The sequence below is a fragment of the Leclercia tamurae genome, from assembly GCF_025566055.1.
Lineage (GTDB): Bacteria > Pseudomonadota > Gammaproteobacteria > Enterobacterales > Enterobacteriaceae > Enterobacter > Enterobacter tamurae.
In genome coordinates this window covers 104515-127678 of sequence record NZ_JAMHKS010000067.1, presented here as the reverse complement: position 1 = coordinate 127678, position 23164 = coordinate 104515, and the positions used below count along the sequence as shown (strand labels likewise).

Genomic DNA, 23164 nt, shown 5'->3' with positions numbered 1-23164 from the left:
GCCAGTCATGAAGCTGATACGCGGCATACATAATCTCAGTCAGGCCCCACACGGGTGTGTGCTGACTATTGGTAATTTCGACGGCGTGCATCGTGGGCATCAGGTGCTGTTGCAGGGGTTACGTGAAGAGGGGCGGGCACGAGGTCTGCCGGTAGTAGTCATGATTTTTGAGCCGCAGCCGCTGGAGCTTTTTGCCAGCGAGAAGGCGCCTGCGCGCCTGACCCGTCTGCGTGAAAAGTTACGTTACCTGGCGCAGTGCGGCGTGGACTACGTCCTGTGCGTCCGTTTTGATCGGCGCTTCGCCGCCCTGACGGCACAAAATTTTGTCAGCGACCTGTTAGTGGATCGCCTTGGCGTGCGCTTTCTGGCGGTGGGAGATGATTTCCGCTTTGGCGCTGGTCGTCAGGGGGATTTCTTGCTATTACAGAAGGCTGGTCTGGAGTATGGCTTTGACGTCACCAGCACCCAGACCTTCTGCGAAGGCGGCGTACGCATCAGCAGTACGGCAGTACGCCAGGCGCTGGCTGACGACGATCTGGATACCGCCGCAACCCTGCTCGGACGCCCCTTCTCTATATCCGGGCGCGTCGTGCATGGCGATGAACTGGGTCGCACCATTGGTTTCCCGACGGCGAATTTACCGCTGCGTCGTCAGGTTTCCCCGGTAAAAGGGGTCTTTGCGGTAGAAGTGACGGGGCTGGGCGATAAGCCTCTGCCCGGCGTTGCCAATATTGGTACCCGTCCGACAGTGGCTGGCGTACGCCAGCAGCTTGAAGTGCATTTGCTGGACGTTGTAATGGACCTTTATGGTCGCCATATAGATGTAATCCTGCGTAAAAAAATACGCAATGAGCAGCGATTCGCCTCGCTTGATGAGCTAAAAGCGCAAATCGCGAGAGATGAGTTAACAGCCCGTGAAATTTTTGGGCTATCAAACCCGGCTTAATGCCTGAGATATAAATACGGAACCGAGAATCTGATGAGTGACTATAAATCAACCCTGAATTTGCCGGAAACAGGGTTCCCGATGCGCGGCGATCTCGCCAAGCGTGAACCGGGAATGCTGGCGCGTTGGACCGATGATGACCTGTACGGCATCATCCGTGCAGCCAAAAAAGGGAAAAAAACCTTCATCCTGCATGATGGCCCTCCTTATGCGAATGGCAGCATTCATATTGGTCACTCTGTAAACAAGATTCTGAAAGACATTATTGTGAAGTCCAAAGGCCTCACGGGCTTTGACTCGCCTTACGTTCCAGGCTGGGACTGCCACGGTCTGCCGATCGAGCTGAAAGTAGAGCAAGAGTTCGGTAAGCCGGGCGAGAAGTTCACCGCCGCCGAATTCCGCGCCAAATGCCGCGAATACGCTGCCACCCAGGTTGACGGCCAGCGTGAAGACTTTATCCGTCTGGGCGTGCTGGGCGACTGGTCACACCCGTACCTGACTATGGACTTCAAAACCGAAGCCAACATCATCCGTGCGCTGGGCAAAATCATCGGCAACGGGCACCTGCACAAAGGCGCCAAGCCGGTGCACTGGTGCGTGGATTGTCGTTCGGCGCTGGCTGAGGCGGAAGTTGAGTATTACGACAAAACCTCTCCATCCATCGACGTGGCCTTTGAAGGCGTCGATCAGGATGCGCTGCAGGGCAAATTTGGTCTGCCGGGCGTAGAAGGCCCAATCTCGCTGGTCATCTGGACTACCACCCCGTGGACCCTGCCTGCCAACCGTGCGATCTCCCTCTCTGCGGAGTTTGACTATGCGCTGGTACAGGTTGAAGGTCGCGCGCTGATCCTCGCGAAAGACCTGGTGGAGAGCGTGCTGAAACGCGCGAACATCACCGAATACCGCATTCTTGGTACCGTTAAAGGTGCTGAACTTGAGCATTTGCGCTTTAAGCACCCGTTCCTCGATTTCGATGTGCCAGCGATCCTGGGTGAACACGTTACCCTGGAAGCGGGTACCGGTGCGGTGCATACCGCCGGTGGTCACGGCCCGGACGACTATAGCATCAGCCTGAAATACGGTCTGGAGATCGCCAACCCGGTTGGCCCGGATGGCGCGTATCTGCCAGGCACGTATCCGACGCTGGACGGTATCAACGTCTTTAAAGCCAACGACATCATCGTCAACATGCTGCGCGACAACGGTTCGCTACTGCATGTTGAAAAAATGCAGCACAGCTATCCGTGCTGCTGGCGTCACAAGTCGCCGATCATCTTCCGTGCGACCCCGCAGTGGTTCGTCAGCATGGATCAGAAAGGCCTGCGCGCGCAGTCGCTTTCCGAGATCAAAGGCGTGCAGTGGATCCCGGACTGGGGCCAGGCACGTATCGAATCCATGGTTGCCAACCGTCCTGACTGGTGTATCTCCCGTCAGCGTACCTGGGGCGTACCGATGTCTCTGTTCGTGCATAAAGAGACGCAGGAGCTGCACCCGAACACCCTGGAACTGATGGAAGAAGTGGCGAAGCGCGTCGAAGTTGACGGCATTCAGGCGTGGTGGGATCTCGACTCCCGCGACATCCTTGGCGCTGACGCGGACAACTACGAGAAGGTGCCGGATACCCTGGACGTCTGGTTCGACTCCGGCTCTACCCACTCATCTGTGGTTGATGTGCGCCCGGAATTTGCCGGTCACGCTGCCGATATGTATCTGGAAGGGTCTGACCAACACCGTGGCTGGTTCATGTCATCCCTGATGATCTCCACCGCCATGAAGGGCAAGGCACCTTATCGTCAGGTACTGACTCACGGTTTCACCGTGGATGGTCAGGGCCGCAAGATGTCCAAATCTATCGGTAACACCGTTTCTCCGCAGGATGTGATGAACAAACTGGGTGCCGATATTCTGCGTCTGTGGGTGGCATCAACTGACTACACCGGCGAAATGGCGGTGTCCGATGAGATCCTGAAACGTGCTGCCGACAGCTATCGTCGTATCCGTAACACCGCGCGCTTCCTGCTGGCGAACCTGAATGGGTTCGATCCGGCAAAAGATATGGTGAAACCGGAAGAGATGGTGGTACTGGATCGCTGGGCAGTAGGCTGCGCGCAAGCGGCGCAGGACGATATTCTGAAAGCCTACGAGTCTTACGACTTCCACGAAGTGGTGCAGCGCCTGATGCGCTTCTGCTCCATCGAGATGGGCTCGTTCTACCTCGACATCATTAAAGACCGTCAGTACACCGCGAAAGCGGACAGCGTGGCACGTCGCAGCTGCCAGACCGCACTGTTCCATATCGCGGAAGCGCTGGTGCGCTGGATGGCGCCGATCATGTCCTTCACTGCGGATGAGATCTGGGGCTACCTGCCAGGCGATCGTGAGAAGTATGTCTTCACCGGCGAGTGGTACCAGGGTCTGTTTGGCCTGGCAGAGACCGAAGCCATGAACGACAGCTTCTGGGACGAGCTGCTGAAAGTGCGCGGTGAAGTGAACAAGGTGATCGAGCAGGCGCGTGCCGACAAGAAAGTGGGCGGCTCTCTGGAAGCGGCAGTAACCCTGTACGCAGAACCTGAGCTGGCGGCGAAACTGACCGCGCTGGGCGATGAATTGCGATTTGTCCTGTTGACCTCCGGTGCGAATGTTGCGGATTATGCCGACGCGAGCGCTGATGCCCAGCAGAGCGAACTGCTCAAAGGGCTGAAGGTGGCGCTGGTGAAAGCCGATGGTGAGAAGTGCCCGCGCTGCTGGCATTACACCACTGATGTCGGCAAGGTGGCGGAACACGCAGAGATCTGCGGACGCTGTGTCAGCAACGTCGCCGGTGATGGCGAAAAACGTAAGTTTGCCTGATGAGTAAATCACTCTCTTCAACAGGACTGCGCTGGCTGTGGCTGGTAGTAGTCGTGCTGATTATTGATCTGGGCAGCAAGTACCTGATCCTCCAGAACTTTGCTCTGGGGGATACGATGCCGCTGTTCCCGTCACTTAATCTGCATTATGCGCGCAACTATGGCGCGGCGTTTAGCTTCCTGGCTGACAGCGGCGGCTGGCAGCGCTGGTTCTTCGCGGGTATCGCTCTCGGTATCTGTGTGGTGCTGGCAGTGCTGATGTATCGCAGCAAAGCCACGCAGAAGCTGAATAACATCGCCTACGCGCTGATCATTGGCGGCGCGCTGGGTAACCTGTTCGACCGTCTGTGGCACGGCTTTGTGGTCGATATGATCGACTTCTATGTCGGCAACTGGCACTTCGCCACCTTCAACCTGGCCGATACGGCGATCTGTATCGGTGCGGCGATGATTGTGCTGGAAGGCTTCCTGCCTAAACCCGCAGCGAAAGAGCAGGCGTAATTGTCAATGCCGGGTGGCGCTACGCTTACCCGGCCTACCGAATATGCCGATCCTGTAGGCCGGGTAAGCGAAGCGCCACCCGGCAAACAGGCGAGACAACATTAAAGAGCAATGTGTATGTCTAAATCCGTACAGAGCAACAGCGCGATGCTGGTTCACTTCACGCTGAAACTGGATGATGGCTCCACCGCAGAGTCCACCCGCAACAACGGCAAACCGGCGCTGTTTCGTCTTGGCGATACCTCTCTGTCGGAAGGTCTTGAGCAACAGCTGCTGGGCCTGAAAGAGGGCGAGAAAAAAGCCTTCACTCTGGAGCCGGATGCCGCGTTTGGTGTGCCGTCCCCGGACCTGATTCAGTACTTCTCGCGCCGTGAGTTTATGGATGCGGGCGAACCGGAAATCGGGGCAATCATGCTCTTTACCGCTATGGATGGCAGCGAAATGCCTGGCGTGATCCGTGAGATCAACGGCGACTCCATTACCGTCGATTTCAACCACCCGCTCGCCGGGCGTACCGTCCATTTTGATGTTGAAGTGCTGGAAATTGACCCGGTACTGGAGGATGTGAATGCAGATCCTGTTGGCTAACCCGCGCGGTTTCTGTGCCGGAGTAGACCGCGCTATCAGCATTGTTGAAAACGCGCTGGAGCTTTACGGCGCGCCGATTTATGTCCGTCACGAAGTGGTGCATAACCGCTATGTGGTGGATAGCCTGCGTACCCGCGGGGCGATCTTTATTGAGCAGATCGACGAAGTGCCGGATGGCGCAATCCTGATCTTCTCCGCCCACGGCGTCTCCCAGGCGGTACGTAACGAAGCGAAAAATCGCGATCTGACCGTGTTTGATGCCACCTGCCCGCTGGTCACCAAAGTGCATATGGAAGTGGCACGCGCCAGCCGTCGCGGTGAAGAGTCGATCCTGATTGGTCACGCTGGTCACCCGGAAGTGGAAGGCACCATGGGCCAGTACAGCAACCCGGAAGGGGGCATGTACCTGGTCGAGTCTCCGGACGATGTGCTGACGCTGAACGTCAAAAACGAAGCGAAGCTGTCGTTTATGACCCAGACCACGCTCTCGGTGGATGACACCTCTGATGTTATCGATGCCTTACGTCAGCGCTTCCCGAAAATCGTCGGTCCGCGCAAGGACGACATCTGCTACGCCACCACTAACCGTCAGGAAGCGGTGCGCGCGCTGGCGGAGAAGGCGGACGTGGTGCTGGTTGTCGGCTCGAAAAACTCCTCGAACTCCAACCGTCTGGCCGAACTGGCGCAGCGAATGGGCAAAGCCGCATTCCTGATTGACGATGCTACCGATATTCAGGAAGCCTGGGTCAAGAATGCTGCCTGTGTTGGCGTGACGGCGGGCGCGTCTGCCCCGGATATTCTGGTGCAGAACGTGATTGCCCGTCTGCAGGAGCTGGGCGGCGGAGAAGCCATCCCGCTGGCGGGGCGCGAAGAGAATATCGTCTTCGAAGTCCCTAAAGAGCTGCGAATTGACGCCCGCGAAGTTAAGTAAGCTTTTAAAAATGCCAGTCACTGAATGACTGGCATTTTTTCATTCAGGTAGTCGATCATCGCCCGCATCCTGGCAGGCATATGTTTGTTGCGCGTCCACAGCAGCCAGAGATCGCCCGTATAGCTACTGATAAATTCCCACTCCGGCAATACCTGCTCAATCTCCCCGCTTTCCAGCGCCTCACGCGCCGTGAACAGCGGTAAACTCCCGATACCCAGACTGCGCTTTACCGCATCCAGCCTCACGCCCGTGTGGTTAGCGGCGTATCGTCCGTGGGTCTGTACCGTTTCCGATTTCCCGTTTAACACAAACTTCCAGCGTGAATCGGCCGGCGTTTCACCGAGTGAAATACAGCTGTGTTGCCGAAGATCGTGCGGATGCTGAGGCGTACCCATGCGGCGAAGGTACTCTGGGGTGGCGCAGATAACATGGGTGACCGGCATCAGCGGTTTACCGTACAGGCCAGGGGAGGGGGTAGTAGTGATCCGTAACGCCAGATCGACGCCGTCGTCGATCAAATCCATATAGCGATCTTCCAGACGCAGACAGACATCAATTTGCGGATAGCGCTCAAGGAATGCCGGGATTAAAGGATGGATCACAAATCGCCCCACGGCTTTCGGCACGCTCATGGTGAGCTTTCCCTGCGCCACGGTCTGCAGGCTGCTGCCTGAATCCATCGCCTGTTGTGCCGCCTCGAGCATATCCAGCGCATGTTCATAAACCGATTTTCCGGTCACGGTCAGTGCCAGTTTGCGTGTGGTGCGGTGCAGTAATTTACATCCCATTTCCTTTTCAAGTCGTGCAACACAGCGGCTAATCGCGGAGGGCGTTGTGCCGGTAAGCCGGGCTACGGTTGAAAAATTGCCATGTTCTACGATGGTGACGAAAGTGGCGAGATCGGGAAGCAGTGCAGGTTTCATTTGTGCATACCAGGCAAGAGTGCAATGTGTGAGCGGCAGATTATCGACATTCAAGTGACGAATATACTGTCAGGCTACAGAGGAGAACAACCATGACAGAACGACTTTATTACACCAGTGACGAGACAGCAGGCCGGGCGCAGGTGATCCGTTGCACTGAAGAGCCTGATGGTCGTTACGCCATTGAACTCAATCAAACCCTTTTTCATCCACAGGGGGGCGGGCAGCCAGCAGATCGGGGATCGATCGCCGGGATGGCGGTAGAAGCGGTCTCCCTGCGCGGGGAGCAGGTGGCCCACATCGTGTCCGGCGCGCTGGCGCCAGGCGAGGTGGAGATACAGATCGATGAAGATGTGAGAGAACGTCACGCCCGCTGGCACAGCGCAGGCCATTTGATTGGTTATGCTGGCGAGCAGTTTGGCTGGAAACCGGTAAAAGCCCACCACTGGCCCGGTGAAGGGCGGATTACCTTTATGCCCGGTGAAAGTGTGGATCCCCTGCCTGATGCCAGCGCCCTGATGACCATGATTGACGGCTGGAAAGCCGACAACCTGCTTCGCCATACCGAAATTGAAGCGGGCAGACGTAAAGTCCGCTTTGGCGATCTTCCGGCTTATCTGTGCGGAGGAACACACGTTAAACAGCTGGCGGATATTGGGGTAATGCAGATCCTCGGACTGAAGATGAAAAAGGGGCAGCTGGTGGTCACCTATGTGCTTGACTCACAGGATTGTGATTAACCCGACATCATGGGCGGCCTGACATCAGGTTAATCGTTTAATTTTGATAAGCTTGTCATGTTGTTCTCCTCGGGCCGGAGATAAACATGAATGACATTATTCTGCCACCGCAGGTGGCATGGGCCAGCGGCGAATTCGCTGATGGTCCGCTTGTTAACCCAGGACTGGATATGATCATCACGCATCAGCCTATGGGTTTTAGCTACGGGGATGACGTTACCGGTCCGATGCCGGAGATCCGCACCCTGGATCAGATCCGTCCCTCGCTGCGCAATCCGGATTGCGAAGGGCCAGAGCAGGTCTATGCCATCGCGATGGATGTGGCGCGATTAGCGGACAGGGCGGAGCTCGAAAAGCGGATGCTGCTGTTTGGTGTAGTGACATACGCCGCAGGCACGCTCGGTGATGAGCCGGTGCGCAGCCAGGGTCATATCCACCGCATCAGCCAGCACAGCGGCTGGTCGCCGCCGGAACTGTACGAGATCTGGCAGGGCAGGGCGATTATTTACATGCAGGAGTACGTTGAGGACGATCTGGGGCGCTGTTTCGCGGTGCTGGCGGAGCCGGGGGAAAAAGTGCTGGTCCCGCCCGGCTGGGGCCATGCGACGATTTCCGCCTCTCTCGATGAACCGCTGACCTTTGGTGCCTGGTGCGATCGGGAATATGGCTTTGAGTATGACGCCGTTCGCGCCCGTAAGGGGCTGGCCTGGTATCCGCTGGTGCAGGGCAACCATATTATCTGGCAGCACAACAGCCACTACAGGCCCGGGCGATTACAGATGATCACCCCGCGACGCTACACGGAGTTCGGCATTACCGATGCCCCCATCTATCAGCAATTTATTGACGATCCTGCCCGCTTTCAGTTTATCTCGCGCCCGGATAAAACAGCGGAGCTGTGGCGCAATTTCCATCCCTGAAAAAACCCGGGGCATTGCCCCGGTTCTTTTATCCGGCAAAAAGACCGGATGCCACGCCAGCGGCGGCGAGTAACAGCAGCAACAGCATGGCTTTCACCGGGGATACCCCCTTTTTCGCCATCAGATACCAGGTGCCCAGCACCACCACCAGCGGGAGCAGCTGCGGGAAGATGCCGTCCAGCATCTGCTGCACATGAATATTTACTCCATCCCGGGTAATGAACTCCAGGCCTGTTCCCAGCTTCACGTAGCTGGCCGCCACGCCACCCATCACGAACACCCCCAGCAGGGAGAGCGCTTCCCGGAGCCGGGTAGATCTACTGCTCACCAGCATCTCTACCGAGCCTGAGCCCATCTGATAGCCCTTAAGAAACAGGAACCAGGAGCCAGGGATGATAATGGCCAGCCAGGCGACGGTGTAAAACAGCGGGCCGAGGATATTGCCGCCCGCTGCCAGCGCCATCCCGATGCTGAGAAGGATCGGGATCAGCATCCCCGGGATCATCGAATCCCCGATCCCGGCGATCGGCCCCATCAGGCCCACCTTCAGGGTGTTAATGGTTTCGCCATCAATCGGTTCGCCGTTGGCTTTTTTCTCCTCCAGGCCCAGCGCCATACCGTTAACGATCGCGCCAATCTGTGGCTCGGTATTGTAAAACGATGCGTGACGCCGCAGCATCTCCGTCCGTTGTGCGGCATCGGGATAGAGCTTTTTTGCCACCGGCAGCATGCTCAGGCAAAAGCCAAAGGATGCCAGTCGTTCAAAGCTCATTGAAGAGAGGTTGTGCATCATCCATGCCCGCCAGCAGCGGCGCAGATCGTTGCGGGTAAGTTTACGTTCTTCCATCAGAATTCATCCTCATCGTCAGGTACTGGTGCAGAAGCCACGGTTTGCGGGGTTTCTGGTTTGTAGTTGTAATGAATGAGTGCCAGCAGGGCACCGACGATCACCAGCGCGACCATATTGAGTTTCAGGAAAACGATGCAGACGAAGCCCACCAGGAAGTAGATCAGCATGGTGTAGCTTTTGATGATCTGCTTAAGCAGGATGGCAATCCCGACGGCGGGCAGAATGCCACCCAGCACGTTCATGGTGGAGAGCACGATTTTTGGCAGGCTGTCCATAAAGCCGCTGATGTACTGCGCGCCGAAATAGACGGCAATAAAGGTCGGGACAAAGCGCAGCACAACGTTCATCGCCTGCGGCCAGATGGCGCTGTTGAGGTAGATCCCCCGTTCGTCGCCCTTATCCAGCGCCACGTCCGCACGGTGGTTCCAGAACGAGTTCAGGACCATCATCGCGTTGAACAGGATGGTTCCCGCGATGCCGATGGTTGCCGCCAGCGCGACGGCCACTTCCGGCCCCTGACCCGAAAGGATGCCGAGCGCGATGGCCGGGTAAGCGACAAAGTTTAAATCTGCGGGCATAGAACCGCCGGGGGTCACCATGGCGATATAGACCGCCTGTACCGCCACGCCAATTATGATCCCGGTTTTAACATCGCCCAGAATTAGGCCAACCAGCATCCCGGAAATGAGCGGACGGGAGATGAGATACCAGCCGCCGGTCAGGCCCAACAGCCACGGGCTGCTGAGGGCGCCCAGATAACAGAGCAGGCCAATTAAAGAGGCTTCGATAATCATGTTTGGGTCCTTATTTCAGCTTTTGTCTGGCATCCTGCCAGCTATAACAACTGGCATCCGGCACCAGGCGAAACTCAATCATGTGCCCCTGGTCGGCCAGCCACTGGAACGCCGCGGCTTCATCGGCCGTTACCGATTGATTCGGGCCGATGGTGGTCGTGTTAGCACGAGCGCTCATTGGCCCGACGTTAATTTTGCCGTTGCTGTTTTTCAGGCTGATACCCGCCTGTTCAATGCGCTGCAGCGTGAGCGGTGATTTGCCAATCACAAAATAGCGCTTCTCGCTGGCAATCACTTTGGGCAGTTTTTCGATGGCCGTTGCCGTATCGAACAGCCACACTTTGGTGTCCGAAACGGCCCCCTTCATGACCGACGACAGCAGCGGGTCGGCGGCAACGGCATCGTCGATGGCAACGATGCCATCACAGGGTAGCTCTTTGGCCCAGCGGGTAATGAGCTGCCCGTGGATCACGCGATCGTCAATGCGTACAAAAGAAATACTCATATGCGCTCCTTAAAAATCGTCTGTCTGTGCAGACACTACCGGTTTCGCCTGAATCAGCGTCGGCTGAGTAAGTTCGATAAGCTGCGCGGCGGCTTGATGAACATCCCGCGCCATCATCACCTCGTCGGTTTGCAGTAACATCGGGAAGTTGACCCCCGCCACAACGGCGACCGGGGGCCGCGTTTGCGGGTTAAATGCGGCCTCACAGGCCACGTTCCACGGCGTGCCGCTTTGCATATCGCACAACACCAGCACGCCGTCGGCGTTGACGCTTGCCGCCTCCAGCGTGGCGCTGAAATCGCGTCGGAAGCCCTCTATTCCCGTCTGTTCGGTCAGACATACGGCGCGTACTGCTGGAAGGTCGCCGTAGACCATCCGGCCACTTTCCAGCAGCGCGGCGGCCAGCGGACCGTGTGTGGCGACAATAAAATGAATCATCGTTAGCTCCTTACCCAGGCTTTGATGGTCGCCAGTGACTGTCCGGACGCGCAGGCGGCAGGCGAAATGCGATATTCCCCCACGCTGGCCGGGATAATGAAGGTTTCGGCGTAATGGACGGTGAACGGCGCGAAAGCACCGGTTGGGCTGTCGACGATGGCGCTCTCACCCTCCACAAGATTCAGGACATTCACGCCGCCCCCGGTGTGATGCACAACGGGTTCGCTAAACCAGTGGCGACGCGTTTCGATAAATTCACGCTCGTGCAGACCGGTGCGTTCTTCACGCCAGTGGTTTCCTTGCGCAATGGGTTCAAACTGATTCACCAGATGCTGATGGACCCACTGGGTGTCGCGCTGCCAGTCGATCACCTTTTCGCCATGCTCCAGATGCACCGGGCGCGGCAGACCGTCCAGCCCCAGGCGGCCCCAGTCCCACAGTTTGAAGGTGAAGATATACGGGGTAGCGCTGATCTCCAGCACCATGGTCCCGGCGCCGGAGCAGTGCACCGTACCGGCAGGGATCAGGAAATGATCGTGTTTTTTCGCCGGGATCTGATTAACGAAGCGGGCGTCATCAAAGGTTTTTTCACCGCGACCCGCCCGCCTGAGATCGTCCATCATCGCCTGTGGATCGGTGCCGGTTCTGGTGCCCAGATAGACCACCGCATCCGGTTCGGCTTCGAGGATGTAATAGCTCTCATCCTGGGTGTAGTGCATCCCGAACTGCTGCTGGATGTATTCCGTGACGGGATGAACCTGGAAGCTCAGATTCTGGCCGCCAATGGTGTCGAGAAAGTCAAAACGGATCGGGAACTCAGCGCCGAACCGCGCGTGAACTTTCTCGCCCAGCAGGGCACGAGGCTCCAGCAAGACCAGGTCCTGAGAGGGGATCTCGATCCGCACCGCACCAAAACGCAGTAACAGGCTGTTCTCCTCGGGCACGCAGTCAAAACACCATGCGTAATTGGGGGCGGAGGGATCGAGATCGAATTGCTGTTTCATCCACTGGCCGCCCCACACGCCGGGATCGAAAAACGGCACGACGCGAAAGGGTTGAGTGGCGGTTTGCGTAAGTCCGGCACGCAGCGCCTCGCCGGTGACCATCGCCGGTTGGTGCGCTTGGGTGGTGTCCAGTATAAAATCGGCGCGCCTGAGCAGGGGCGTCTTGTGACGGTCGAAGACGCGCCACTCCACAAAAAAAGCCCGTTTGTAGCGACGCAGCATATCCTCATGCTGATTCTCTGCGCCCCAGTTACCTGTCTCGCCGCTGCGCATACGCTGCTGGATCTCCCAGCGCGGAAGATCGGCATACACCAGCACATCACCCGGATGGACAAGCGCCGCGCCAGGACCGTAAATCACAATCAGCCCTTCGGAACACTGGTTGACCTGGGTCTGCAAAGCATCCAGCCGCGCGGGGTCAAAGAACTCGCCGAGCTGGTGGCAGGAGAGCACGCCGAAGACGCGATCGTCGGTAAGGTTACGTGCCAGCATGTCATGCACGGCGCACTCATCCTGTCGCGCCTGTTCGACATTAATCGCGAGCGTTGGGCGTAACCGCGGCAGCAAATTGTCTTCCAGCTCCGCCAGGCGAACGCCCGGATAGCAATCAATCACCAGTATGGTGCGGGTTTGCTGTTGGATTCTGGCATGAAGGGTGCGGGCAATGCTCTCCCAGTTTTGCCATGCGCTGTCGTCATAACCCTGCACCGTCACCGTGGGAAATTTATCGTAGGTTGTCATGGTATCCTCCGTAATCGTTGTTTAAGGTTATTCGATTAACCGCATTTGAAAAGAGTGGTTAACGCGATTAACCCGCCATAAACAGCAATGAAATCCCGATCGGCAGCGGTAATGTGAACAGACTCACAGGGAAAAATGCATAAAACAGGTTATTCGATTAATCTGTAGTGAAACGCAAGGAGACAGCATGACGGGAATTACACTGGCAGATGTCGCAAAACGCGCTGGCGTGTCAACGGCGACGGTCTCGATGGTGCTCTGTAACAAAGGCCGCATTTCACAAAGTACGCGCGAACGGGTGCTAAAAGCGCTGGATGAATCGGGCTATGTCTATAACCAGACGGCGGCCAATTTACGTAACCGCAGCAGCAATCAGGTTGGGCTGCTCTTGCACGACATCACCAACCCTTTTTACGGTGAGATGACGGCAGGACTCAGCCATGAAATGGAGCGCCATGATTTACTGCTTTTTCTCGCCAACAGCGAGGAATCCTCAGAGCGTCAGCAAAAATTTGTCGATTCGCTGATGCGTAATAACGTAGGCGGTATGGTGCTGTGTGCGGCCCGCGAAACACCCCAGGCCTTTTTCGATGGGCTTAAGCGGCGCAACATCCCGGCTATCATGGTAGTGCGCCCCCTTAACGATCCGGATTTTGATTTTGTCGGAACGGACAACTTCTCCGGCACGCAGATGGCGACCGAACACCTGCTCAGAATGGGCCATCGCCACATTGCGTTTATCGGCGGAAGCCAGAACTCAGGCTCCCGGGCGCAGCGAATCGGTGGGTTCACCAGCAAGCTGCTGGAATACGGTGTGACGCCTGACCCTGCCTGGATCAGGGCTTCGCAAGCCAGCCAGAGCGATGGCGCGCGCGTAGCGGAGGCCTTATTGCTTGAGTACCCGCACATCAGCGCGGCGATTTGCTACCAGGACATCGTGGCCCTGGGGGTGATGCAAAGTTTACGCAAACTGGGGCGTGAACCGGGGCGTGATTTTGCGCTGGTCGGTTTCGATGACATTACCGAAGCGGCGCTGGTGCAGCCTGCATTGACTACCGTCTCGGTGGCGGCAAAAGAGATTGGTCGTCAGGCGGGGGAGCTACTCTACAGCCGGATACAGGGCAATGACGAACCCCCTAAACGTATCATTCTGCCTCCGGCGCTGGTGGTGCGGGAATCGTGCGGTTTTCGCTGAAAGTCATGTTTTTTACTGATATCAGACGCGGTTTATCATTAAATTCTAATTATTGGTGTTTTCAGATGGCGGCCTTACTGCAGGCTGGTTACTCTGAAAACGGTTTACATCATTTTAACGTAAGAGAATAACTATGCATGATGCACAGGTCCGCGTCGCCATTGCGGGCGCGGGTGGCCGTATGGGCCGTCAGTTAATTCAGGCGACATTGCAGATGGATGGCGTCACGCTTGGCGCGGCGCTGGAGCGTGAAGGCTCATCGCTGCTCGGCACCGATGCCGGCGAACTGGCAGGCGCAGGCCAGTCAGGCGTCACCGTCCAGAGTAGCCTTGAGGCGGTTAAAGACGACTTCGATGTCTTCATCGACTTTACCCGTCCGGAAGGCACCCTGACTCACCTGGCGTTTTGCCGTCAGCATGGTAAGGGCATGGTTATCGGCACGACCGGTTTCGATGATGCCGGCAAGCAGGCTATTCAGGATGCGGCCAAAGAGATCGCTATCGTCTTTGCAGCGAACTTCAGCGTGGGTGTGAACGTGATGCTCAAACTGCTGGAGAAGGCAGCGAAGGTGATGGGGGATTATACCGATATCGAAATCATCGAAGCGCACCACCGTTATAAAGTCGATGCCCCGTCCGGCACTGCGCTGGCGATGGGCGAGGCGATAGCTCAGGCGATGGACAAAGATCTGAAAGAGTGTGCGGTCTACACCCGGGAAGGTCATACCGGCGAACGCGTACCTGGCACCATTGGTTTTGCCACCGTGCGTGCGGGTGACATCGTGGGTGAACATACCGCAATGTTTGCCGATATCGGTGAGCGCGTCGAAATTACCCATAAAGCGTCCAGTCGTATGACTTTTGCAAATGGGGCTGTTCGGTCTGCAATTTGGTTGAAAGGCAAAAAAGATGGTCTCTTTGACATGCGGGATGTGCTCGATCTTAATAATTTATAGTTATGATTACCCTTCGTGATGTGGTTATTGCAGTCATAATTAGTTGATTGCAGAGGGCAGTATTTTATTGCCCTTTAATTTTATCGCTTATTAATTAACTTTCCTTTGAAGTGTTTATAAATCATATTTATCTCCATTATTTTTGTTTCAAAATTGTGAATTTTGACCAAATGGTCCACTTTTTGAGTCTGGTAAGGCCGGGTTAACAATAAAAATGACCCGCAAGCGTTTTCTTACGTGATTTAGTTGATCTTTTTGCCCGTTAATAACCTCCCAATCCATCAGTGGCGCAAAAACGACAAACAAAAGCCGCTTTTTAAGTTGACTTTACCCTGCCAAATCTCCAGAATGCCGCCGTTTGCCGAAAATCCACTGGCAGCAGATTTGCATTGCTTCACACTATGGTTGTGCATTAATATGCAAATAAAGTGAGTGAATATTCTCTGGAGGGTGTTTTGATTAAGTCAGCGCTATTGGTTCTGGAAGACGGAACCCAGTTTATCGGTCGGGCCATTGGGGCAACAGGTTCGGCGGTTGGGGAAGTCGTTTTCAATACTTCAATGACCGGTTATCAAGAAATCCTCACTGATCCTTCCTATTCCCGCCAAATCGTTACTCTAACTTATCCCCATATCGGTAATGTCGGCACTAACGCCGCTGATGAAGAGTCCTCCCAGGTACATGCACAAGGTCTGATTATTCGCGACCTGCCGCTGATTGCCAGCAACTACCGCAACACCGAAGACCTCTCGTCCTACCTGAAACGCCATAACATCGTGGCGATTGCCGATATCGATACCCGTAAGCTGACGCGTCTGCTGCGTGAAAAAGGTGCCCAGAACGGCTGCATCATCGCTGGCGATAACCTGGACGCGGCGCTGGCGCAGGAAAAAGCCAAAGCCTTCCCGGGGCTGAACGGCATGGATCTGGCAAAAGAAGTGACCACCACTGAGGCCTACAGCTGGACTCAGGGTAGCTGGACGCTGGCAGGTGAGCTGCCGGAAGCCAAAAAAGAAGAGGAGCTGCCGTTCCACGTGGTGGCTTACGATTACGGCGCCAAGCGCAACATCCTGCGCATGCTGGTGGATCGCGGCTGCCGTCTGACCGTTGTGCCGGCGAAGACCCCGGTAGACGAGGTGCTGAAGATGAACCCGGACGGGATCTTCCTCTCCAACGGCCCGGGTGACCCGGCACCGTGCGACTACGCTATCGACGCGATTAAGACCTTCCTCGAAACCGACATTCCGGTATTCGGTATCTGCCTCGGCCATCAGCTGCTGGCGCTGGCGAGCGGTGCCAAAACCGTCAAGATGAAGTTCGGTCACCACGGTGGTAACCACCCGGTGAAAGATATCGACAACAACACGGTGATGATTACCGCGCAGAACCACGGTTTTGCGGTGGATGAGGCCTCGATGCCTGCCACCCTGCGTGTGACCCACAAATCACTGTTCGATGGCACCCTGCAGGGCATCCATCGCACCGACAAACCGGCGTTCAGCTTCCAGGGACACCCGGAAGCGAGCCCAGGCCCACACGATGCCGCGCCGCTGTTCGATCACTTTATCGAACTTATCGAGCAATACCGTAAGACCGCTAAATAATCAGGAGCCGAGAAGACCATGCCAAAACGTACAGACATAAAAAGCATCCTGATCCTTGGCGCTGGCCCGATTGTTATCGGCCAGGCCTGCGAATTCGACTACTCCGGCGCCCAGGCGTGTAAAGCCCTGCGCGAAGAGGGTTACCGCGTTATCCTGGTGAACTCCAACCCGGCGACCATCATGACCGACCCGGAAATGGCCGATGCGACCTACATCGAGCCGATTCACTGGGAAGTGGTGCGCAAAATCATCGAAAAAGAGCGCCCGGATGCGGTGCTGCCGACCATGGGCGGCCAGACGGCGCTGAACTGCGCGCTGGAGCTGGAGCGTCAGGGCGTGCTGGCCGAGTTCGGCGTGACCATGATTGGCGCTACTGCCGACGCCATTGATAAAGCCGAAGACCGCCGCCGTTTCGACGTGGCGATGAAGAAAATCGGTCTCGACACCGCGCGCTCTGGTATTGCTCATAATATGGAAGAAGCGCTGGCGGTTGCCGCTGACGTGGGTTATCCGTGCATCATTCGTCCGTCCTTCACCATGGGCGGCACCGGCGGCGGTATTGCGTATAACCGTGAAGAGTTTGAAGAGATTTGCGAGCGCGGTCTGGATCTCTCCCCAACCAAAGAGCTACTGATTGATGAGTCGCTGATTGGCTGGAAAGAGTACGAGATGGAAGTGGTGCGTGATAAAAACGACAACTGCATCATCGTCTGCTCTATCGAAAACTTCGACGCCATGGGCATCCACACCGGTGACTCCATCACCGTGGCGCCAGCCCAGACCCTGACCGACAAAGAGTATCAAATCATGCGTAACGCCTCGATGGCGGTACTGCGTGAGATTGGCGTCGAAACCGGCGGCTCTAACGTTCAGTTCTCGGTTAACCCGAAGAATGGTCGTCTGATTGTTATCGAGATGAACCCGCGCGTATCCCGCTCCTCTGCGCTGGCATCGAAAGCGACCGGCTTCCCGATTGCCAAAGTGGCGGCGAAACTGGCGGTAGGTTACACCCTCGACGAGCTGATGAACGACATCACCGGCGGCCGTACCCCGGCGTCGTTTGAACCCTCTATCGACTACGTTGTGACCAAAATTCCTCGCTTTAACTTCGAGAAATTTGCCGGTGCCAACGACCGTCTGACCACTCAGATGAAGTCCGTCGGTGAAGTGATGGCGATTGGCCGCACTCAGCAGGAATCTCTGCAGAAAGCCCTGCGCGGCCTGGAAGTGGGCGCCACCGGTTTCGACCCGAAAGTGAGCCTGGACGACCCGGAAGCGCTGACCAAAATCCGTCGCGAACTGAAAGACGCCGGTGCCGAGCGTATCTGGTATATCGCCGACGCCTTCCGTGCCGGTCTCTCCGTCGATGGCGTCTTCAACCTGACCAACATCGACCGCTGGTTCCTGGTGCAGATTGAAGAGCTGGTGCGTCTGGAAGAGAAAGTCGCGGATCTGGGTATCAACGGCCTCGACGCTGACTTCCTGCGCATGCTGAAGCGTAAAGGCTTTGCCGATGCGCGTCTCGCTAAACTGGCGGGCGTGCGCGAAGCGGAAATCCGCAAGCTGCGTGATCAGTACAACCTGCACCCGGTCTACAAACGCGTGGACACCTGCGCGGCAGAATTTGCCACCGACACCGCGTATATGTACTCCACCTATGAAGATGAGTGCGAAGCGAACCCGTCCGTTGACCGCGACAAAATCATGGTGCTGGGCGGCGGTCCAAACCGTATCGGCCAGGGTATCGAGTTTGACTACTGCTGCGTACATGCCTCACTGGCGCTGCGCGAAGACGGTTACGAGACCATCATGGTCAACTGTAACCCGGAAACCGTCTCTACCGACTACGACACCTCCGACCGCCTCTACTTCGAGCCGGTAACGCTGGAAGACGTGCTGGAAATCGTCCGCATCGAGAAGCCAAAAGGCGTTATCGTGCAGTACGGCGGCCAGACCCCGCTGAAGCTGGCGCGTGACCTCGAAGCCGCAGGCGTACCGGTTATCGGCACCAGCCCGGACGCGATTGACCGTGCGGAAGACCGCGAGCGTTTCCAGAAGGCGGTTGACCGTCTGAAGCTGAAACAACCGGCTAACGCCACCGTGACGGCCATTGAGCAGGCGGTTGAGAAGGCCAAAGAGATCACCTACCCGCTGGTGGTACGTCCATCTTACGTACTGGGTGGCCGTGCAATGGAAATCGTCTACGACGAAGCTGACCTGCGTCGTTACTTCCAGACTGCGGTCAGCGTCTCTAACGATGCGCCAGTGCTGCTGGACCGCTTCCTCGATGACGCGGTGGAAGTGGACGTGGATGCCATCTGCGACGGCGAAATGGTGCTGATTGGCGGCATCATGGAGCATATCGAGCAGGCGGGTGTTCACTCCGGCGACTCTGCCTGTTCTCTGCCAGCCTATACGCTGAGCAAAGAGATTCAGGACGTGATGCGCGACCAGGTGCAGAAGCTGGCTTTCGAGCTACAGGTGCGCGGTCTGATGAACGTTCAGTTTGCGGTGAAAGATAACGAAGTCTACCTGATTGAAGTCAACCCACGTGCGGCGCGTACCGTACCGTTCGTCTCCAAAGCGACCGGCGTACCGCTGGCGAAAGTGGCAGCGCGCGTGATGGCGGGCCAGACTCTCGCACAGCAGGGCGTGACCAAAGAGATCATCCCGCCGTACTACTCGGTGAAAGAGGTGGTGCTGCCGTTCAACAAATTCCCGGGCGTTGACCCGCTGTTAGGGCCAGAAATGCGCTCTACCGGGGAAGTGATGGGCGTGGGCCGCACCTTCGCAGAAGCGTTCGCTAAAGCGCAGCTGGGCAGCAACTCCACCATGAAGAAACAGGGCCGTGCGCTGCTCTCCGTGCGTGAAGGGGACAAAGAGCGCGTGGTGGACCTGGCAGCGAAACTGCTGAAACAGGGCTTCGAGCTGGATGCGACCCACGGTACCGCGATTGTGCTGGGTGAAGCCGGTATCAACCCGCGTCTGGTGAACAAGGTGCATGAAGGTCGTCCGCACATTCAGGACCGTATCAAGAATGGCGAATATACCTACATCATCAACACCACTGAAGGTCGTCAGGCGATTGAAGACTCCAAGCTGATTCGCCGCAGCGCGCTGCAGTACAAAGTGCACTACGACACCACCCTGAACGGCGGTTTCGCGACAGCCATGGCGCTGAACGCGGATGCCACCGAGAAGGTGATTTCGGTGCAGGAAATGCACGCGCAGATTAACAAGTAATACGCAGGTTATCGTAGGCCCGGGAAGCGAAAGTGCCCCGGGCAAACGGCGGGTGGCGCTTCGCTTACCCGCCCTACGATGGCTGCCTTCCTGTTCAGAACCTTCTGCTTTTCCATCTCCCATCAGTCAGTTAGCCTAAAATTATCAGGTCGATAATTAAATCCAACTGAAAAGCAGGGAGAACACCATGCGAACTAAACTTCTGATGACCTCAATTTTTGCTGCCGCAGCGCTGTTTACCGTAGCCGGTTGTTCCTCTAACCAGGCGGTGAAGACCACTGACGGTAAAACTATCGTCACCGACGGTAAGCCGCAGGTAGATGACGATACTGGAATGATGTCTATTGATAATGCCGAAACCGGTCAGACAGAACAAATTAACCGCGATCAGGTTAAGTCCATGGGTGAGCTGAAGAACTGATAAAAAAATGCAGTGGCCTGAGCCACTGCATTTATTGCCAGGGTATGTGATTACCAGCGGTGGTTCAGCAGGATATGACCGCCATAGGCGTCGTAGCTGTTTTCACCCCATTCACCGCTGGCGCGCAGCGAGATCAGTGTGGTCTCGTTTAGCTTGCCGGTAATGCCCAGCTCCAGCTGACCACGGTCATCCGGAGTATCGTTGCTGAACGCTTCACCGTTAAAGGCGATGTCGTTCTGTCCGGCACCTTTCAGCCAGTTGACCGCAACATACGGCTGCCAGGCCTGCACATCTTTCTGGTTAAAATAGCTGGTTTTCACACCTACACGGCCCAGAATGCTGTCGTTATCGAGCGTGGTAATACGCACGCCGTCGGCGTCAGTATGATCATCCTGGTTCAGATAGCTGTAGACGGCCTGGATCTGCGGTTCGATTTTCCAGGTTCTTTCGTTTTCTGAGTCAACAATCCATGCGTGGCCCGCTTCCAGCGAGGCGGCAAAGCCCTGGCTGTTGTAGGACTCGTTGCTGCGATCGTCGCTTCTCAGCTTGTTGTGATACCAGCCGTAGGAGGCCCAGCTGTCGATATAGCTGCCTTTACGCAGCTGCTGATCTTCCTGCCAGGTGGCGTACACGCCGACGTTCACGCCATCCACTTTACCCTGCGCAGAACGCTTGCTGCCGGTTGAAGTAGAGTCGGTTTTGGCCTGACCGGCACCGAACATCATCCCGCTATGCAGAACCCCGGTGTCCATCTTCTTGCTGATGAAATCACTGCCGACCTGCATCACGTACTGGGTGGTGTCGTAGTTGACTTTGCCGCCCGCCACATCATTTTCATGATAGCGGCCTTTGACGTACATCCAGGTGTTGAGATCCTCTTCATTGCGCAGCGTCAGCTGATCGCGATCGTCGCGTTTATGCAGGAACATGTCCTGGGCGGCGAGGTAGTTACCTAAATAGGCACCCACTTCAGGTGCGAGGTTGGCTGGTGCCGGTGCCGGTGCCGGTGCCGGTGAAGGCGTTGGAGCCGGTGTTGGGTCTGGCGTTGGATCTGGTGTTGGGTCTGGCGTTGGATCCGGCGTTGGGTCTGGTGTAGGCGCAGGCGTAGTATCTAAAGATTCCAGATACCAGTTGCCATCGGCGTGCTGGTTCAGGCTATATTCCCATGCGCCGACCACCACCGGTCTGGAGAGGGAAAACGCGGCATCGGAGTTACCGCCTACGCTGACGACCTGCATCCCGTTGACGGTCTGCGCGCCCATCCCGCCGATATTGCTGATACTGACGCCAGACTCACCCGCGCTGTTGCCGGTGATGGTCAGATGGTCGGTAGCTGAACTGTCATCGCCCAGCACGCTGTTCATGGCGATCAGGCTACCGTTTACGCCAGTGTAGTCACCGTTGATGGTGAAATCGTTACCCACGCCGTCGTTCAGCCCGGCAATCTGCAGCGTGCCGCTGTTGGTGACGTTGCCATTAATGGTGTTTACAGTGGAAGCGCTGGTCCCCTGCACGGCATTCCATGACGCCAGCACGCCGCCGCTGAGGATATCAACGTTGTTATTCACGCTGCCTGCGCTGGCGAAGGTTGCGCCGTTATCAACGGTGAGGGTGGCGGTGTTGCCTGTGCTACCCAGGGTTGCACCTTCAGCCACCAGCGTGGTGCCGCTGCTAAGAAGAGTATTGCCGGTATAGCTGTTGTTGCCGGTCAGGGTTAACAGATTGGCATCGGTTTTTTCCACATTGCCGCTGCCGGTAATATCAGAAGCGAAGGTGGAATCGGAACCCTGGTTAAAGATAAAGGTGCCGTTGTTGGTAAGGGTACCGGTCAGTGAGCCAGTATGAACGCCGTCGCCCAGTTGCAACGTGGCCATGTCGGCAATCAGAGTATTACCGGCGTCATTTTTTACGTCGCCTGCGAGGGTCAGTTTACCTGTATTGACTTTAATTGAGTCGCCAGTACCGATGATATCGATATTGCCCGTGAGAGCCCAGTCAGTACCGTTCATGTTCAGAGAAGCGAAACCGTCACCCGCGTTCAGGCCACGGAAGTTGCTGTCTTCGAAACCCTGACCACGTAATGCTAAGGTGTTAGTTCTTGAGTTCGTTGAGATGACGTCGCCTTCAAGCACAGATCCAGTTCCTAGCTCTAACATGTTAGATTGGGTACTTGCAAAGGTCACTGCGCTTTCCGAACCCTTTATCAACCCAGTGTTACCAAGTCGAAGTTTATGATTGCCGGACGCGATAATGCCATTTCTGGTACCTTCTATTGTACCGCTATTATCAGTATTACTTTTATCTGTATTATTAAACTCTACACCGTTCCCAGCGCTGCCATTGATTACCCCCGCATTATTGAGAGTGACACCAACATCGGTTGAGATCGCTGTTTTACCTTCGATAGTACCTGTTGGGGTATTAGCGATGTTAAAGCTGTTAGAATCCTCGAGAATCTTAATGCCCTTCTCTACGCCACTAATTTTCCCGGCATTGTTTATTTGTCCGCCCATGTTGTAGACAGTAATTCCGTTGGCACCGGTGGACTGGATCAGCGCATTTTCTTGGTTATTTACTTCCAGTGTTTGTGATCCTGCAGTAATGAACATTCCATCACCCACGCCAGTCACCACCCCACTGTTCGTGACACCGTCGATAACGCTTCCGCTGATAGTAACTGAGGGGGTGGTAGTGCTATTGGCAATGCTGATACCTTGCGGAATAATATAGACATTGTCCGAAGAGAAATTCTGGGGCGCATCTGTTGAATCACTAACTATGATTTCTGCGGATACCATTAACGGTGTCAATACCATTAAAGCTGGAAAAAGACTTTTTAACGACCTTGTCGTCTTATTTAATTGCGGAGTATTGTTGCGCATTGCCACATCCATTTTGTGATTTATGAACGCGCATTTTAATAAGGGTGTATTTTTTTGTAAATGAGTGTTTTTTAAGAATAAAACCATGAAATAAAGCTTAAATTGTTGATTCTTTAATAATTTCCATGCATGGA

Annotated in this window: 19 protein-coding genes; 12 read left to right on the top strand and 7 right to left on the bottom strand. The window is 56.0% G+C overall.

Annotated elements, in window-relative coordinates; all coding sequences use genetic code 11:
• Positions 1 to 7 precede the first annotated feature (7 nt).
• The 5 genes from ribF (at position 8) to ispH (ending at position 5815) form a co-directional block, all read left to right on the top strand.
• Positions 8 to 946, top strand: a complete 939-nt coding sequence (ribF, locus tag M8318_RS05905; RefSeq protein ID WP_106994187.1) for a bifunctional riboflavin kinase/FAD synthetase — start codon at positions 8 to 10, stop codon at positions 944 to 946.
• A gap of 33 nt (positions 947 to 979) precedes the next feature.
• On the top strand, positions 980 to 3796 hold the full coding sequence (gene ileS, locus M8318_RS05900; protein WP_262661371.1) for an isoleucine--tRNA ligase: 2817 nt from the start codon (positions 980 to 982) through the stop codon (positions 3794 to 3796).
• A complete protein-coding gene (lspA, locus tag M8318_RS05895) occupies positions 3796 to 4296 on the top strand; it encodes a signal peptidase II (RefSeq protein WP_106994189.1) in 501 nt (166 codons plus the stop codon). The genes ileS and lspA overlap by 1 nt, the downstream gene beginning before the upstream one ends.
• Positions 4297 to 4413: 117 nt before the next feature.
• Positions 4414 to 4884 (top strand): FKBP-type peptidyl-prolyl cis-trans isomerase, encoded by a 471-nt coding sequence (fkpB, locus tag M8318_RS05890; protein ID WP_106994190.1) that lies wholly within the window; start codon positions 4414 to 4416, stop codon positions 4882 to 4884.
• Positions 4865 to 5815: a 4-hydroxy-3-methylbut-2-enyl diphosphate reductase gene (ispH, locus tag M8318_RS05885; protein ID WP_262661369.1), complete on the top strand. Its 951-nt coding sequence runs from the start codon at positions 4865 to 4867 to the stop codon at positions 5813 to 5815. Before fkpB ends, ispH begins: the two co-directional genes overlap by 20 nt.
• A gap of 17 nt (positions 5816 to 5832) precedes the next feature.
• Here the strand turns inward: ispH and M8318_RS05880 are convergent, their stop codons facing one another.
• On the bottom strand, positions 5833 to 6738 hold the full coding sequence (locus tag M8318_RS05880) for a LysR family transcriptional regulator (RefSeq protein ID WP_262661367.1): 906 nt from the start codon (positions 6736 to 6738) through the stop codon (positions 5833 to 5835).
• A gap of 92 nt (positions 6739 to 6830) precedes the next feature.
• On the opposite strand from M8318_RS05880, the gene M8318_RS05875 reads away from it, so the two are divergent.
• Positions 6831 to 7478 carry an alanyl-tRNA editing protein gene (locus M8318_RS05875; RefSeq protein WP_262661366.1) on the top strand — a complete coding sequence of 216 codons (648 nt, stop codon included), beginning with the start codon at positions 6831 to 6833 and terminating at the stop codon, positions 7476 to 7478.
• A 170-nt stretch (positions 7479 to 7648) separates the two neighbouring features.
• Positions 7649 to 8398, top strand: coding sequence for a glucose-6-phosphate isomerase family protein (locus M8318_RS05870; protein WP_262661390.1), 750 nt, complete (start codon positions 7649 to 7651; stop codon positions 8396 to 8398).
• 28 nt (positions 8399 to 8426) lie between these two features.
• On the opposite strand, the gene M8318_RS05865 is transcribed toward M8318_RS05870, so the two are convergent.
• From M8318_RS05865 to M8318_RS05845, 5 genes are read right to left on the bottom strand one after another with little or no spacing between them, the layout of a single operon-like run.
• Positions 8427 to 9245, bottom strand: a complete 819-nt coding sequence (locus tag M8318_RS05865; RefSeq protein WP_262661364.1) for a PTS system mannose/fructose/sorbose family transporter subunit IID — start codon at positions 9243 to 9245, stop codon at positions 8427 to 8429.
• Entirely contained in the window at positions 9245 to 10042 is a 798-nt protein-coding gene (locus M8318_RS05860; RefSeq protein WP_262661362.1) for a PTS mannose/fructose/sorbose/N-acetylgalactosamine transporter subunit IIC, read from the bottom strand. The genes M8318_RS05865 and M8318_RS05860 overlap by 1 nt, the downstream gene beginning before the upstream one ends.
• A gap of 10 nt (positions 10043 to 10052) precedes the next feature.
• On the bottom strand, positions 10053 to 10547 hold the full coding sequence (locus tag M8318_RS05855) for a PTS system mannose/fructose/N-acetylgalactosamine-transporter subunit IIB (RefSeq protein WP_262661361.1): 495 nt from the start codon (positions 10545 to 10547) through the stop codon (positions 10053 to 10055).
• Positions 10548 to 10556: 9 nt separating this feature from the next.
• Positions 10557 to 10985: a PTS sugar transporter subunit IIA gene (locus tag M8318_RS05850; protein ID WP_262661359.1), complete on the bottom strand. Its 429-nt coding sequence runs from the start codon at positions 10983 to 10985 to the stop codon at positions 10557 to 10559.
• A 2-nt stretch (positions 10986 to 10987) separates the two neighbouring features.
• Complete coding sequence (locus tag M8318_RS05845) at positions 10988 to 12730, bottom strand: class I mannose-6-phosphate isomerase (RefSeq protein WP_262661357.1); 1743 nt, start codon at positions 12728 to 12730, stop codon at positions 10988 to 10990.
• Positions 12731 to 12917: 187 nt separating this feature from the next.
• On the opposite strand from M8318_RS05845, the gene M8318_RS05840 reads away from it, so the two are divergent.
• The 5 genes from M8318_RS05840 (at position 12918) to M8318_RS05820 (ending at position 20148) form a co-directional block, all read left to right on the top strand.
• On the top strand, positions 12918 to 13925 hold the full coding sequence (locus M8318_RS05840) for a LacI family DNA-binding transcriptional regulator (protein WP_262661355.1): 1008 nt from the start codon (positions 12918 to 12920) through the stop codon (positions 13923 to 13925).
• Positions 13926 to 14058: 133 nt separating this feature from the next.
• Positions 14059 to 14880 (top strand): 4-hydroxy-tetrahydrodipicolinate reductase, encoded by an 822-nt coding sequence (gene dapB / locus M8318_RS05835; protein ID WP_262661354.1) that lies wholly within the window; start codon positions 14059 to 14061, stop codon positions 14878 to 14880.
• Positions 14881 to 15335: 455 nt separating this feature from the next.
• Positions 15336 to 16484, top strand: a complete 1149-nt coding sequence (gene carA, locus M8318_RS05830; RefSeq protein WP_262661352.1) for a glutamine-hydrolyzing carbamoyl-phosphate synthase small subunit — start codon at positions 15336 to 15338, stop codon at positions 16482 to 16484.
• An 18-nt stretch (positions 16485 to 16502) separates the two neighbouring features.
• Entirely contained in the window at positions 16503 to 19727 is a 3225-nt protein-coding gene (gene carB, locus M8318_RS05825) for a carbamoyl-phosphate synthase large subunit (RefSeq protein ID WP_106994197.1), read from the top strand.
• A 187-nt stretch (positions 19728 to 19914) separates the two neighbouring features.
• Positions 19915 to 20148, top strand: coding sequence for a YgdI/YgdR family lipoprotein (locus M8318_RS05820; protein ID WP_106994198.1), 234 nt, complete (start codon positions 19915 to 19917; stop codon positions 20146 to 20148).
• 50 nt (positions 20149 to 20198) lie between these two features.
• On the opposite strand, the gene M8318_RS05815 is transcribed toward M8318_RS05820, so the two are convergent.
• The gene (locus M8318_RS05815) at positions 20199 to 22661 is read right to left on the bottom strand and encodes an autotransporter family protein (protein WP_262661350.1); all 2463 of its coding nucleotides are present in this window, start codon (positions 22659 to 22661) and stop codon (positions 20199 to 20201) included.
• Positions 22662 to 23164 lie beyond the last annotated feature (503 nt).

Excerpts from the sequence above, each read along its gene's own strand:
- ribF (WP_106994187.1), top strand. The coding sequence starts at position 8 with ATGAAGCTGATACGCGGCATACATAATCTCAGTCAGGCCCCACACGGG.
- ileS (WP_262661371.1), top strand. The coding sequence starts at position 980 with ATGAGTGACTATAAATCAACCCTGAATTTGCCGGAAACAGGGTTCCCG.
- lspA (WP_106994189.1), top strand. The coding sequence starts at position 3,796 with ATGAGTAAATCACTCTCTTCAACAGGACTGCGCTGGCTGTGGCTGGTA.
- fkpB (WP_106994190.1), top strand. The coding sequence starts at position 4,414 with ATGTCTAAATCCGTACAGAGCAACAGCGCGATGCTGGTTCACTTCACG.
- ispH (WP_262661369.1), top strand. The coding sequence starts at position 4,865 with ATGCAGATCCTGTTGGCTAACCCGCGCGGTTTCTGTGCCGGAGTAGAC.
- M8318_RS05880 (WP_262661367.1), bottom strand. The coding sequence starts at position 6,738 with ATGAAACCTGCACTGCTTCCCGATCTCGCCACTTTCGTCACCATCGTA.
- M8318_RS05875 (WP_262661366.1), top strand. The coding sequence starts at position 6,831 with ATGACAGAACGACTTTATTACACCAGTGACGAGACAGCAGGCCGGGCG.
- M8318_RS05870 (WP_262661390.1), top strand. The coding sequence starts at position 7,649 with ATGATCATCACGCATCAGCCTATGGGTTTTAGCTACGGGGATGACGTT.
- M8318_RS05865 (WP_262661364.1), bottom strand. The coding sequence starts at position 9,245 with ATGGAAGAACGTAAACTTACCCGCAACGATCTGCGCCGCTGCTGGCGG.
- M8318_RS05860 (WP_262661362.1), bottom strand. The coding sequence starts at position 10,042 with ATGATTATCGAAGCCTCTTTAATTGGCCTGCTCTGTTATCTGGGCGCC.
- M8318_RS05855 (WP_262661361.1), bottom strand. The coding sequence starts at position 10,547 with ATGAGTATTTCTTTTGTACGCATTGACGATCGCGTGATCCACGGGCAG.
- M8318_RS05850 (WP_262661359.1), bottom strand. The coding sequence starts at position 10,985 with ATGATTCATTTTATTGTCGCCACACACGGTCCGCTGGCCGCCGCGCTG.
- M8318_RS05845 (WP_262661357.1), bottom strand. The coding sequence starts at position 12,730 with ATGACAACCTACGATAAATTTCCCACGGTGACGGTGCAGGGTTATGAC.
- M8318_RS05840 (WP_262661355.1), top strand. The coding sequence starts at position 12,918 with ATGACGGGAATTACACTGGCAGATGTCGCAAAACGCGCTGGCGTGTCA.
- dapB (WP_262661354.1), top strand. The coding sequence starts at position 14,059 with ATGCATGATGCACAGGTCCGCGTCGCCATTGCGGGCGCGGGTGGCCGT.
- carB (WP_106994197.1), top strand. The coding sequence starts at position 16,503 with ATGCCAAAACGTACAGACATAAAAAGCATCCTGATCCTTGGCGCTGGC.
- M8318_RS05820 (WP_106994198.1), top strand. The coding sequence starts at position 19,915 with ATGCGAACTAAACTTCTGATGACCTCAATTTTTGCTGCCGCAGCGCTG.
- M8318_RS05815 (WP_262661350.1), bottom strand. The coding sequence starts at position 22,661 with ATGGGCGGACAAATAAACAATGCCGGGAAAATTAGTGGCGTAGAGAAG.